Here is a 12,112-nt window from a genome sequence, read left to right on the forward strand (position 1 = left end):
GTCAGGTCAGCGCCGGCCCAGTTCGGCGAACCAGCGCCGGCCCACCCGGAACACCTCCCGGACGGCACACCCGGCCGCCTCGGCGACGCCGTACGCCGCCCGGGTGTCCAGCCGCGCCCAGCGGAAGCCGGGCCCCCGCCGCCGCCCGGAGACCACGTACGCCTGCCCCTGCCAGGCACCGGTGCCGGGCGGGTCCAGCTCGACCAGCGCGCTGCCGGCCGGGTGCAGCAGGGCCCGGCACCGGCGCAGCAGGGCGACCGGGTCACCGCCGATGCCGATGTTGCCGTCGAGCAGCACCACGTGCGCCCAGCGGCCCTCGGCCGGCAGCGGGTCGAACAGGTCGGCCCGGACGGCGACCGCGCCGCGCGCGCGGGTCAGCGCGACCGCCCGCGCGCAGACGTCGACGCCGAGGGCGGTCGTCCCGGCCCGGGTGAGCGCCAGGGTGAACCGGCCCGGCCCGCAGCCCAGGTCGAGGGTGGGGCCGGCACACCGGCCGACCACCGTGGTGGTGGCCGGCTCCGCCGGCCCGTGCCACCGCCCCACCGGCAGCCGGCTGCGGGTCCCGTCGGCGTATACCAGCCAGTGCGGCCCGGCCTCGCGGTCCGCCAGCGCCGCCGCGAAGGCATCCACCGCGGGCACGGTCACCGCCGCACCCCGGCGAGCAAGGTACGCCGCACCGCGGCCACCTCCCGGGCGAACCGGCCGCCCGGCACGGTCTCCGCCACGGCGAGCGCGTCGGCCCAGCCGTCCACGTCCCGCAGCACCGGCAGCGGCGCGGCGCGCAGCCCCCGCCCGGCCAGCGCCGCCCAGGTCAGCCGGGCGGTGTCCGGGGTGGACATGGGCACCGCGCGCAGGACGTCCGCGTGCCGGGGGTCACGCAGCCCCAGCGCCCACCAGCCGCCGTCGGCGGCCCACCCCAGCACCGCGTCGACGGCGCCCGTCCGGCGGGCGGCGGCGGCGAGCCGGGTCGGGGTGAGCTGCGGGGTGTCCATGCCGATCTGGAGCACCGGCCGGCCGGGATACCTGTCAGCCACGTCGGCGTGCGCGTGCGCGAGCCGTTCGGCGAGGCCGGTGCCGCGCTGCGGCAGGACGGGCCAGCCGGCGGTGGCGGCGGCCAGGGCGACGCCGTCCTCGGCGTCGGCGAACCGCCCGGCCAGCGCCAGCACCGGGGTGACGTCCGGGGTGGCCCGGACGGCGTCGAGGGTGTCCCGCAGCGCGGCGGCGGCGATCCGGGCGGCCTGCGCGGGCGTGGCGGGCGGGCAGAGCCGGGTCTTCACCGCGCCGGGCACCGGCGCCTTGGCCACCACCAGCAGCACGGTCACCGCCGGCCGTCCACGGTACGCAGCACGGTGGCGAAGTCCCGGGTGGCGCGCAGCGTGCCGCGTACCGAGCCGGAGACCTTGGACCGGGTGCCGGCGGTGCGCGGGGCGTACGCGACGTCCCGTTCGTGAATCCGCCAGCCGGCGGCGGCGGCACGGATCAGCAGCTCCAGCGGGTAGCCGAAGGCCCGGTCGGTGACGCCCAGGCCGAGCAGCGCCTCCCGGCGGGCCACCCGGATCGGGCTGAGGTCCCACAGCGGCACGCCCCGCTGGCGCAGCAGCGCGGCGACCAGCGCGGTACCGGCCCGGGCGTGCCACGGCCACACCCCGGCGGCGACCGGCCGGCGGCGACCCACCGCCAGGTCGGCCCGGCCGGCGGCCACCGGGGCGACCAGGGCGGGCAGGTCCCGGGGGTCGAACGAGCCGTCGGCGTCGAGCACGCAGACCAGCTCCGCCTCGGCGGCCTCCAGCCCGGTGTGCACGGCCGCGCCGTACCCCCGGCGGGGTTCGTGGATCACCCGGGCGCCGTGCCGGGCGGCAACCTCCGGCGAACCGTCCCGGGACCCGTTGTCCACCACGACGGCCCGGTAACCGGCCGGCAGCGCGGCCAGCACACCGGGCAGGGCGGCGGCCTCGTCCAGGCAGGGCAGCACCACGTCGATCTGTGTCGGCATACCACCGACGCTAGGTCCGGCGGTCGGCCGGCAGGCCCCGATCGGCCCTACGGAAGCCCTACCGACCAGGTGATTCTTACCGTCCGGTGACGGATCGGCGAACCGGCTGACGGCGGGGGCGGGCAGGCGTACCGTCCGGTCGTCATGAGACCCGCCGGCACCCTGCCCCGTTCCCCCGCCTCCTCGGCGGGCGCCACCCACGACCGGGGTTACCTGGTCGTGCTCGCCGTCGAGGGGGTGCTGCTCGGGCTGGCGGTGGCGGTCGGGGCGGTGCTCAACGCCCGGGGCGCCGGGCTGCACGCGGACGCCGCGCCGGTCTACGCGACCTGGGGACCGCACGCCGGCTGGGGCACCCCGCTGGCGCTGCTGGTCGCGGCCCTGGTGGTCGGGGTGGGTCCGGGCTGGGCGCGGACCGCCCGGTGGGGCGTGCTGCTGACCGTCGGCTGGCTGGCGGCGGTCGCCTGGACGCTGGCCCTGGCCCTGGTGGACGGCTGGTCGGCGGGGCTGACCCGGCGGCTCACCGTGCAGGCGGAGTACCTGCACGAGGTGCCCGGGGTGACCGACATCCCCCGGATGCTGGCCGGCTTCACCGACCGGATCCTCGACTTCGGGCCGGACTCGTGGTCCACCCACACCGCCGGGCACCCACCGGGCGCGCTGCTGGTCTTCGTCGGGCTGGACCGGGTCGGCCTGGGTGGCGGCACCGCCGCGGCGCTGGCCTGCGTACTGGTCGGCGCGACGGTGGCGGTCACCGTGCCGGCGACGCTGCGGGCGCTGGGGTCCGCCGACGCGGCCCGCGCGGTGCTGCCGTTCCTGGTGCTGCTGCCCGGCGCGGTGTGGGTGGGCGCCTCCGGCGACGGGCTCTTCGCCGGGGTGGTCGCCGCCGGCCTGGCCCTGCTCGCCCGGCGCGGGCCGGTGGTCGCCTTCGCCGGTGGCCTGTTGCTCGGCTTCGCGCTGTACCTGTCGTACGGCTTCGTGCTGGTCGCGCCGCTGGCACTGGTGGTGCTGGCGCTGCGGCCGGGCCGCCGGCGGGCCGCCCTGCTGGCCGGGGCGGTCGGGGCGGTGGCGGTGACCGTCGTCTTCGTCGCGGTGGGGTTCCACTGGTGGGTGGGGTACGACCGGGTCGTCGCGCGGTACCACCAGGGCTGGGCGGCGGACCGCCCGTACGGCTACTGGGTCTGGGCGAACCTGGCCGCGCTGCTGCTGTGCGCCGGGCCGGTGCTCGGTCCGGCGCTGCGCCGCGGTCTGCTGGCGGCCCGCGCCGGCCGGCGGGCGGACGCCCGACCCGTCGGCCGGTCGTGGGCGGGCGCGCTGCCGGACCGGGTCCGGGTCGCCGGTCCGACGGTGCTGCTGCCGGCGGCGGCGATGCTGGCAGTGGCCGCCGCCGACCTGTCCGGCATGAGCAAGGCCGAGGTGGAGCGGATCTGGCTGCCGTTCGCGGTGTGGGCGCTGGTCGCCACGGCGCACCTGCCCGCGCCGGCCCACCGCTGGTGGCTGGCCGGTCAGGCGCTCACCGCCCTGGCCGTCAACCACCTGCTCCGCACGGTCTCCTGACCACCGGACGGCGGGGCGGAACGGCGCGGGCCGTTCACACGGGCAGGGCGGCGGGCTCGCGGAGGGGGTCGGTGGCGAACGCGGTCACCCCGTCGAGGAAGCCGACCCGGGCGGTGTAGCCGAGCAGGTCCCGGGCCCGGCGGGGGTCGGCGGTGACGTGCCGGACGTCGGCGGCGCGGGCCCCGCCGAGCACCTCGGGGGTGGGGCCACCCATCGCGGTGGCCAGCGCGCCGGCCAGCTCACCCACGGTGTGCGGCTCCCCGGAACAGACGTTGACCGGGACCAGCCCGTCCGGGGCGGGCGCGGTGAGCGCCAGCAGGTTCGCCCGCGCCACGTCGGTGACGTGCACGAAGTCGCGGCGCTGCCGGCCGTCCTCGTAGACCCGGGGCGACCGCCCGTCGGCCAGCGCGGACCGGAAGATCGAGGCCACCCCGGCGTACGGGGTGTCGCGGGGCATCCGGGGGCCGTAGACGTTGTGGTAACGCAGCGCCCACCCCCCGCCGCCGGTCTGCCGGGCCCACGCGGCGGCCAGGTGCTCCTGGGCGAGCTTGCTGGCCGCGTACGTGCTGCGCGGCTCCACCGGGGCGTCCTCGGGGACGAGGGCGGCGGCCAGCGGGCCGGCGCAGTCCGGGCAGGTGGGATCGTACCGGCCGGCGGCCAGGTCGGCGGGGCGGCGCGGGGCCGGACGGACCACGCCGTGCCGGGCGCACTCGTAGCGGCCCTCACCGTAAACCACCATCGAGCTGGCCAGCACCAGTCGGGACACCCCGGCCCGGTGCATCGCGGCGAGCAGCACCGCGGTGCCGTAGTCGTTGTGGCTGGCGTAGTCGGGGGCGTCCGACGGGTCGAGCCCGTGCCCCACCATGGCGGCCTGGTGGCAGACCGCGTCCACCCCGGACAGCAGCCGGTCGAGCAGCGCCGGGTCGCGGACGTCCCCGATCACCGGCTGGTGCCGGCGGGACCAGTGCGGCAGCCCGCCGCCGTGCGCCTGGGGCAGCAGCGCGTCCAGGCAGACGACCTGGTGCCCCTCGGCGACCAGCAGGTCGGCGACCTGCGATCCGATGAAACCGGCCGCGCCGGTGACCAGTACCCGCATCCCGTCACGCTAGGACACCGGTGGCGGCCAGCGGGCCGGTTCCGGGCGGACGTCAGCACTCGGTAGGGGCGGGTCCGGTAATCCGCAAAGGCCGCCGACCGGCCAGGTGACCGGCTAGCGTCGCTGGACGGGGGCCCACGCGTCCGGGGGCGTCGGGCCACCACGACCGTCAGGAGGACGCGTGCCCGCCAGCCCGCACCCGGCCGGTCCGGCCGACCCGCCGGACCGGTCCGGCGACCACGTCGACCGGCCCGGTCGCGCCGGCCGGCCACCCGCCGCCACCACGGACGGTCCGGCGTACCCGTTCCCGGCGGCGCTGTGGCGCGGCCTGGACCGGCACCGGCCACCGGGCGTGGACGCGGCGGCGGGGGCCTGGCGCAGCCCGGTGCGTGGCCCGTGGCTGACCTCGGTGCTGGGTGCGGTGCTGCTGGTGACGCTGCCGCTGGTGATGGTGACCGGGCTGCTCGACTGGATCGCCTACGGCCCCCGCCTCGGCCAGGCGTTGCCCCGGGACGTGGGCTGGCTGCACCCGCCGGTGTTCGACTGGCCGACCCACCCGGCCTGGCTGTTCCGGCTCACCCAGGGGTTGCACGTCACGCTGGGGATCGTGCTGGTCCCGGTGGTGCTGGCCAAGCTCTGGTCGGTGGTGCCGAAGCTGTTCGCCTGGCCACCGGCCCGGTCCGTGGCCCAGGTGCTGGAGCGGCTGTCGCTGCTGCTGCTGGTCGGCGGGATCCTCTTCCAGTTCGCGACCGGCCTGCTCGACATCCAGTACAGCTACCTGTTCGGCTTCGACTTCTACACCGCGCACTGGTACGGCGCGTGGGTCTTCACCGCCGCGCTGGTGACCCACGTGGCGGTGAAACTGCCCCGGCTGGTCTCCGCGCTGCGCGGGCCGGGCTTCACGGGGACGTCGGTGGCCCGGACTCGACCGGAGCCGCCCGACCCGGACGGCCTGGTGCCGCCGCGACCGGGTGCGGCCACCATGAGCCGGCGCGGGGTGCTCGCGCTGACCGGGGGCGGGGCGCTGCTGCTGGCGGCGCTGACCGTCGGGCAGAGCGTCGACCCGCTGCGGGGCACCGCGCTGCTGCTGCCCCGGGGCCGGCGGCCGGGCGACGGGCCGACCGGTTTCCCGGTCAACCGCACCGTCGCCGCGGCCGGCATCACCCCCGCCGAGACGGGGTCCGGCTGGCGGCTGACCGTACGCGGCGCCGGCCGCACCGCCGACCTGGACCGGGCGGCGCTGCTGGCGATGCCGCAGCACACCGCCCGGCTGCCGATCGCCTGCGTGGAGGGCTGGTCCACCACGCAGACCTGGACCGGGGTGCGCCTGCGCGACCTGGCCGCCCTGGTCGGGGCGGCGCGGCCGGCGTCGGCGCGGGTCCGGTCGCTGGAGCGGTCCGGCCTGTTCAACCAGGCCCGCCTCGCGGCCCACCAGGTGGCCGACTCCGACGCGCTGCTGGCCCTGCGGGTCAACGGCGTCGACCTCACCCCGGACCACGGCTGGCCGGCCCGGGTGATCGTGCCGGCCCTGCCCGGGGTGCACTGCACCAAGTGGGTTCGGGAGATCACCTTCGATGGCTGAGTTCCGCCGCCGCTACGGGGCCGCCCCCTGGCACCTGCTGCTCCTGCTCGGCTGTTTCGCGGTCGTCGGGTGGATCGCGCTGCGGCTGGCCGACGCACCGGCCGCCGGCCGGATGCTGCTCTGGTTCCTGGGCGCGGTGATCGCCCACGACCTGGTGCTCTTCCCGGTGTACGCCTCGGTCGACCGGGCGCTGCGCGCCGCCCTGCCGGCCGGCCGTACGCCGTCGGCGCTGAACCACGTCCGGGTGCCGGCGCTCGCCTCGGGCCTGCTTTTGCTGGTGTACCTCCCCGGCGTCCTGGGGCTGGGCGACGGTACGTACACCGCCGCGAGCGGGTTGACGCCCCGGCCGTTGCTGGGTCGCTGGCTGGCGGTGACCGGGGTGCTTTTCGCGGCCAGCGCGCTGGGGTACGCGCTGCGCCGGCTCCGGGCCGGGACCGCCGCTCCCGCACCGGCGGGTGGCGGGCGGCGACCCGGTCCGGATCGTCGCGGGTGACGGTGGTGAGGCAGCGGCGGCCGCCGTCGCGGCCGCCGCTGCGGGTCAGGAGCCGACCCGGGCCGGGGCCGCGCCGACCGGCACCTCGGCAGCACGGGACCCGCGCTCGTCGGCGGTCGGGGCGTCGTCCGGGTCGTGGTCCTCGTCGACCATGGTGGTCTCGTCGAAGGGGCGCTCACCGGCGAGCACCGCGCGGGCCTGCTCCCGGTCGAACTCCCCGGTCCAGGTACCGACCAGGACGGTGGCGACGGCGTTGCCGGCGAAGTTGGTCAGCGCCCGCGCCTCGGACATGAACCGGTCGATGCCCACGATCAGCCCGACCCCGTCGACCAGGTCCGGCCGGTGCGACTGGAGGCCCCCGGCGAGCGTCGCCAGGCCCGCGCCGGTGATCCCGGCGGCCCCCTTGGACGCGATGACCATGAAGACCAGCAGCGACACCTGCTCGCCCACCGACAGCGGGTCGCCCATCGCGGAGGCGATGAAGAGCGAGGCCATGGTCAGGTAGATCGCCGTGCCGTCCAGGTTGAACGAGTACCCGGTCGGCACCGTGATCCCGACCACCGGCCGGCTCACCCCGACGTGCTCCATCTTGGCGATCAGCCTCGGCAGCGCCGACTCCGACGACGAGGTCGAGACGATCAGCAGGAACTCCCGGCCCAGGTAACGCAGCAGGGCGAAGATCGAGATCTTGGCGACCAGCCGGAGCAGCAGGCCGAGCACGACCACCACGAAGATCAGGCAGGTGGCGTAGAAGCCGAGCATGATCTGGGCCAGGCTCTTCAGCGCGTCCACGCCGGTCGCGCCGACCACCGCCGCCATCGCGCCGAACGCGCCGACCGGGGCCAGCCACATGATCATCGAGAGGACCTTGAAGACCAGCCGCTGGATCACGCCGACCGCCCGCAGCACCGGTTCGCCCCGGCGGCCCATGCCCTGCACCGCGAAGCCGACCAGCAGGGCGACCAGCAGGGTCTGGAGCACCTCGCCGCCGGTGAGCGCGGAGAGCAGCGAGGTCGGGATGACGCCGAGCAGGAAGTCGACGGTGCCCTCACTCCCGCCGCCGGCCGCCTGCTGCCCCGCGCCGGCCAGTTCGGCGTCGAGCTGGAGCCCGGAGCCGGGGTGGATCAGGTTGCCGACGACCAGGCCGATGGCCAGCGCGACGGTGGACATCACCAGGAAGTAGCCGAGCGCCAGGCCGCCGACCTTGCCGACCTTGGCCGCCTGCCGCACCGAGCCCACGCCGAGCACGATGGTGCAGAAGATGATCGGGCTGATCATCATCTTGATCAGCGCGACGAATCCGGTACCGAGGGGCTTGAGCTCCTTCGCCGCCTCCGGGGCGGCCAGGCCGAGGGCGATGCCCGCGACGACGGCGACGATCACCGCGAGGTACAGGTAGTGGGTGCGGTCCCGGCGGGTCCGCACGGCAGGTGTGCTGCTGGTGGTGGGGGTCTCCATGGGTGAGACTGTGGTCCAGGTCTCAACCGGAAGCAGCCTTGCGTTCATTCTGTTCACCAGCGTGACGTGCCGACGTAACGACGACCTGATCCGAGGGGACATGACCGCACGGAAGTGGAGCATTGCCGGGCAGCTCTTCGCGCTCCAGGCGCTGGTGGTCACCCTGCTCGTCACCGCCGGCGCGGTGGGCGCCGCGCTGCTCGCCCGGGCCGACGCCCGGGAGGCCGCCACCGACGAGGTGCTCGCCGTGGCCGAGGCGGTGGCCCGCGCACCGCAGGTCGCCGCCGCGTTGCGCACCCCCGACCCGTCGGCCGCGCTCCAGCCGTACGCCGAATCGGTGCGGATCGGGACGGAAACGGACTTCGTGGTGGTGATGGCCCCGGACCGGACCCGGTACACCCACCCCGACCCGACCCGGATCGGCCAGCCGTTCATCGGCGAGATCGGCCCGGCGCTCGCCGGCCACCCGTGGACCGTGGTCAACACCGGCACCCTGGGCGAGTCGGTCCGCGCCGTGGTCCCGGTACGCGGCCCGGACGGCACGGTGACCGGGCTGGTGTCGGTCGGCATCACCACCAACTCGATCAACCGGAAGCTGCTCTCCCGTGCCCCCGTCCTGCTTGCCGTCACCGGCGCGGTGCTGGCCCTGGCCGGGCTGGGCTCGTGGCTGCTCAGCCGCCGGCTGCGGCGGCAGACCCACGGGCTCGGGCCGGCCCAGATGACCCGGATGTACGAGTACTACGACGCCGTCCTGCACTCCGTCGGCGAGGGCCTGGTGGTGGTGGACGCCGGGCGGCGGATCGCCCTGATCAACGACGAGGGACGCCGGCTGCTCGGGCTGCCCCCCGACGCCCCGCTGGTGGACCGCCCGGTGACCGGGCTGAGCCTGCCCCCGGCCCTGGTCGAGCTGGTCACCGCCGGCCGCGCCGCGCACGACGAGCTGATCCTGACCGCCGACCGGTCGCTGGTGGCCAACCAGCGCCCCACCGCCCTCGACGGCCGGGCCCACGGCAGCGTGCTGACCCTGCGCGACCACACCGAACTGCGGGCGCTCAGCAGCGAGCTGGACTCGGTGCGCGGCCTCACCGAGGCGCTGCGGTCCCAGGCACACGAGGCCGCCAACCGGCTGCACACCGTGCTCACCCTGGTCGAGTTGGGCCGCGCCGACGAGGCGGTCCGGCTGGCCACCGAGGAGTTGGCGCTGGCCCAGCAGCTCACCGACCAGGTGGTGGGGGCGATCGCCGAACCGGCGCTGGCCGCCCTGCTGCTCGGCAAGTCGGCCCAGGCGGCCGAGCGGGGTGTCGAGCTGACCGTCGACCCGGACTCCCGCCTCGACGTGGGTACGCTGCCCCCGGCCGACCTGCTGACCGTGCTGGGCAACCTGGTCGACAACGCCCTGGAGGCGGTGGCCACCGCGCCTCCACCCCGGCGGGTGCGGGTCCGGGTGACCGAGGGGGCCGGTGAGGTGGTGGTCGAGGTGACCGACAGCGGGCCCGGCCTGCCGCCGGAACAGGTGGCCGACGCGTTCCGCCGGGGCTGGTCCACCAAGCGGGACGGCCGGGGCATCGGGCTGGCCCTGGTCGGTCAGGTGGTCACCCGGCACGGCGGCCGGTACGAGGTGGGCGCCGCCCCGCAGGGCGGAACCACCTTCCGGATCCGGCTGCCGGTCGGCGCGGGCAGCCCCACGTGAGCGACGACTTCCGGCTGCCGGTCGGCACGGAAGGGCCGGGCGTGAGCGACGACATCCGGGTGCTGGTGGTCGAGGACGAGGAGCTGATCGCCGAGGCGCACCGGGCGTACACCGAGCGGGTGCCCGGCTTCCGGGTGGTCGGGGTGGCGCGGACCGCGCGGGCGGCGCTGGGGGCGCTGCGCTCCGGCGGCGCGGTGGACCTGGTGCTGCTGGACTTCAACCTGCCTGACCTGCACGGCCTGGAGGTGTGCCGGGCGCTGCGGGCGGCGGGCAGCTCCGCCGACGTGCTGGCGGTCACCTCCGCCCGGGACCTGGCGATGGTACGCGCGGCGGTCGCCCTCGGGGTGACCCACTACCTGCTCAAGCCGTTCACCTTCGCCGCGTTCCGCGACAAGCTGGAACGCTACGCCGCGTACCGGGCACAGGCGTCGGCCGGCGGCGCGGTGGCCGCGCAGCACGAGGTGGACCGGATGTTCGCCACCCTGCGCGGCACCGCGGCGGACACCCTGCCCAAGGGGCTCGGCGCGGAGACCCTGGACGGGGTGCTGGAGGCGCTGCGCAGCCGCCCCGGCCAGTCCGCCTCGGAGGTCGCCGAGCGCACCGGGACGTCCCGGGTGACCGCCCGGCGCTACCTGGAGCACCTGGCCGACACCGGGCGGGTCACCCGCAGCCCCCGCTACGGCACCCCCGGCCGGCCCGAGGTCGAGTACCGCCCGATCTGACCGGGCCGGCGCGGGTCAGGTCGGTGGCGCGGCCACGCTCGCGCGGCATACCAGGGTCGGTGCGATGGTGTGCCGCTCCACCGCCCCCGGCCCGGCTCCGATCTGTCGCAGCAGCAGGTCCAGGCTGGCCCGGGCCACCGCGTCGAAGTCCGGCCGGACGGTGGTCAGCGGCGGGATGAAGTAGGCCGCCTCCGGCACGTCGTCGAAGCCGACCACGCTGATCTCCTCCGGCACCCGGCGACCCCGCTCGCTCAACGCCCGCAGCACCCCGAGCGCGAGGTGGTCGTTCGCGGCGAAGACGGCGGTGACCTCCGGCATCCGGGCCAGCATCTGACCGCAGCGGTAGCCCGAGGCGGCGCTCCAGTCGGCGGAGAGCACCGGCGGGACCTCCGCGCCGGCCGCGCGCAGCGCCGCCCGCCAGCCCTCGATCCGCCCCGCGCTGTCGAACCAGTCGGATGGGCCCGAGACGTGCCAGACGGTGCGGTGGCCGGCGTCCAGGAGGTGTCGGGTGGCCAGCCCCGCGCCCACCGCCTGGTCGACGGTGACCAGCGCCGCCTCCCGGGCCGGGTCGCCGTCCACGGTGACCAGCGGCACCCCGTGCGGCAGGTGGTCGAGCGCCTCGTCGGCGGAGGCCACCGGGGCGATCACCACGATGCCGGCCACCCGGTGGTCGAGGTGACGCTCCACGGCGGCGGAGATCGACCGGCGGTCGAGCGTGCTGACGCTGCCCACGCTGACCGCGAAGCCGGCCGACGCGGCGGCCTGCTCCAGGGCCGCCAGCAACGACGCCGGCCCGTACAGGGTGCTGTTCTGGGCGACCACCCCGATCAACTGGGAGCGGCCGGTCACCAGGGCCCGCGCCGCCCGGTTCGGCCGGTAGCCGAGTTCGGCGATCGCCGCGCGGACCCGTACCCGGGTCTGCTCGCGGACGTTCGGGTGGTCGTTGAGCACCCGGGAGACCGTCTGGTGGGAGACTCCCGCCAGGCGGGCGACGTCCGTCATTGCGGGACCACGCATGCGGCCATTATCCACCGGGCCACCCACGCCGGTCGTCGCCGGCCCGGTCAACCGGTGGGTCGACCGACCGGGTAGGGCGTCGCCCGGCGCGGCCGGCACGGCCGGCGTCCGGCGCGGGCTGCCCGGCCCCTCCCGGGCTGCCCGGCCGCGGCGCGGGCGGCGGCGGGCAACTGGTCGGCCCGGACGACCAGGTCGAAGACGAGGCCGGCGTCGGCCACGGCGGCCAGGCCACGGCGTACCTCCGGACGGTCCAGGTAGTCCGGGTCGGCCTCCCCCTGCACCTGGGAGCGGACGCCCACCAGCAACTCCCCGCCGCGCAGCCGCCGGTAGCCGGCCGGGCGGGTCAGGACGGCAGCGGCGCGTCCGCCCGGAGCCTTTCGGAGGTCAGGACCGGTGCCGGTGCGGCGGCCGGCAAGGTGTGCGCCGGCCCGCCGGGACGGCGATCGTGGATCATATATGATCCTGGCCAGCGGAGCCGGTCCGAAACCGACGAACCAGGGGGGTGCG

12 protein-coding genes are annotated in these 12,112 nt (G+C 76.6%); 5 read left to right on the forward strand and 7 right to left on the reverse strand.

Annotated features, from left to right (window positions below):
* Positions 1–6: 6 nt before the first annotated feature.
* The 3 genes from ACIQG9_RS01165 to ACIQG9_RS01175 are packed head-to-tail and all read right to left on the reverse strand — an operon-like array spanning position 7 to position 1,993.
* Positions 7–645: a class I SAM-dependent methyltransferase gene (locus ACIQG9_RS01165; RefSeq protein ID WP_400396975.1), complete on the reverse strand. Its 639-nt coding sequence runs from the start codon at positions 643–645 to the stop codon at positions 7–9.
* Entirely contained in the window at positions 642–1,322 is a 681-nt protein-coding gene (locus tag ACIQG9_RS01170; protein WP_400396977.1) for a DUF2064 domain-containing protein, read from the reverse strand. The genes ACIQG9_RS01165 and ACIQG9_RS01170 overlap by 4 nt, the downstream gene beginning before the upstream one ends.
* Positions 1,319–1,993, reverse strand: coding sequence for a glycosyltransferase family 2 protein (locus ACIQG9_RS01175; RefSeq protein ID WP_400396980.1), 675 nt, complete (start codon positions 1,991–1,993; stop codon positions 1,319–1,321). Before ACIQG9_RS01175 ends, ACIQG9_RS01170 begins: the two co-directional genes overlap by 4 nt.
* Before the next feature lie 144 nt (positions 1,994–2,137).
* Here ACIQG9_RS01175 and ACIQG9_RS01180 point away from each other — a divergent pair, with 144 nt between their 5' ends.
* Positions 2,138–3,547: a hypothetical protein gene (locus ACIQG9_RS01180; protein WP_400396983.1), complete on the forward strand. Its 1,410-nt coding sequence runs from the start codon at positions 2,138–2,140 to the stop codon at positions 3,545–3,547.
* A 34-nt stretch (positions 3,548–3,581) separates the two neighbouring features.
* Here ACIQG9_RS01180 and ACIQG9_RS01185 read toward each other — a convergent pair whose 3' ends face one another.
* On the reverse strand, positions 3,582–4,643 hold the full coding sequence (locus tag ACIQG9_RS01185; protein ID WP_400396986.1) for an NAD-dependent epimerase/dehydratase family protein: 1,062 nt from the start codon (positions 4,641–4,643) through the stop codon (positions 3,582–3,584).
* Between the two features lie 316 nt (positions 4,644–4,959).
* Here ACIQG9_RS01185 and ACIQG9_RS01190 point away from each other — a divergent pair, with 316 nt between their 5' ends.
* A complete protein-coding gene (locus tag ACIQG9_RS01190; protein WP_400398753.1) occupies positions 4,960–6,225 on the forward strand; it encodes a molybdopterin-dependent oxidoreductase in 1,266 nt (421 codons plus the stop codon).
* The gene (locus ACIQG9_RS01195) at positions 6,218–6,718 is read left to right on the forward strand and encodes a hypothetical protein (RefSeq protein WP_400396989.1); all 501 of its coding nucleotides are present in this window, start codon (positions 6,218–6,220) and stop codon (positions 6,716–6,718) included. The genes ACIQG9_RS01190 and ACIQG9_RS01195 overlap by 8 nt, the downstream gene beginning before the upstream one ends.
* A 45-nt stretch (positions 6,719–6,763) precedes the next feature.
* Here ACIQG9_RS01195 and ACIQG9_RS01200 read toward each other — a convergent pair whose 3' ends face one another.
* On the reverse strand, positions 6,764–8,176 hold the full coding sequence (locus tag ACIQG9_RS01200) for a cation:dicarboxylate symporter family transporter (protein WP_400396992.1): 1,413 nt from the start codon (positions 8,174–8,176) through the stop codon (positions 6,764–6,766).
* Between the two features lie 100 nt (positions 8,177–8,276).
* Here ACIQG9_RS01200 and ACIQG9_RS01205 point away from each other — a divergent pair, with 100 nt between their 5' ends.
* Complete coding sequence (locus ACIQG9_RS01205; RefSeq protein ID WP_400396995.1) at positions 8,277–9,866, forward strand: ATP-binding protein; 1,590 nt, start codon at positions 8,277–8,279, stop codon at positions 9,864–9,866.
* A complete protein-coding gene (locus ACIQG9_RS01210; protein ID WP_400396998.1) occupies positions 9,863–10,588 on the forward strand; it encodes a response regulator in 726 nt (241 codons plus the stop codon). Before ACIQG9_RS01205 ends, ACIQG9_RS01210 begins: the two co-directional genes overlap by 4 nt.
* Before the next feature lie 15 nt (positions 10,589–10,603).
* Here the strand turns inward: ACIQG9_RS01210 and ACIQG9_RS01215 are convergent, their stop codons facing one another.
* Together ACIQG9_RS01215 and ACIQG9_RS01220 are read right to left on the reverse strand one after the other, a co-directional pair.
* Positions 10,604–11,605: a LacI family DNA-binding transcriptional regulator gene (locus ACIQG9_RS01215; protein WP_400397001.1), complete on the reverse strand. Its 1,002-nt coding sequence runs from the start codon at positions 11,603–11,605 to the stop codon at positions 10,604–10,606.
* Between the two features lie 47 nt (positions 11,606–11,652).
* On the reverse strand, positions 11,653–11,904 hold the full coding sequence (locus ACIQG9_RS01220) for a hypothetical protein (protein ID WP_400397003.1): 252 nt from the start codon (positions 11,902–11,904) through the stop codon (positions 11,653–11,655).
* Between the last annotated feature and the right edge of the window lie 208 nt (positions 11,905–12,112).

The organism is Micromonospora sp. NPDC092111 (genome assembly GCF_044755745.1).
Classification (GTDB): domain Bacteria; phylum Actinomycetota; class Actinomycetes; order Mycobacteriales; family Micromonosporaceae; genus Micromonospora.

Excerpts from the sequence above, each read along its gene's own strand:
- ACIQG9_RS01175 (WP_400396980.1), bottom strand. The coding sequence starts at position 1,993 with ATGCCGACACAGATCGACGTGGTGCTGCCCTGCCTGGACGAGGCCGCC.
- ACIQG9_RS01180 (WP_400396983.1), top strand. The coding sequence starts at position 2,138 with ATGAGACCCGCCGGCACCCTGCCCCGTTCCCCCGCCTCCTCGGCGGGC.
- ACIQG9_RS01185 (WP_400396986.1), bottom strand. The coding sequence starts at position 4,643 with ATGCGGGTACTGGTCACCGGCGCGGCCGGTTTCATCGGATCGCAGGTC.
- ACIQG9_RS01195 (WP_400396989.1), top strand. The coding sequence starts at position 6,218 with ATGGCTGAGTTCCGCCGCCGCTACGGGGCCGCCCCCTGGCACCTGCTG.
- ACIQG9_RS01200 (WP_400396992.1), bottom strand. The coding sequence starts at position 8,176 with ATGGAGACCCCCACCACCAGCAGCACACCTGCCGTGCGGACCCGCCGG.
- ACIQG9_RS01205 (WP_400396995.1), top strand. The coding sequence starts at position 8,277 with ATGACCGCACGGAAGTGGAGCATTGCCGGGCAGCTCTTCGCGCTCCAG.
- ACIQG9_RS01215 (WP_400397001.1), bottom strand. The coding sequence starts at position 11,605 with ATGCGTGGTCCCGCAATGACGGACGTCGCCCGCCTGGCGGGAGTCTCC.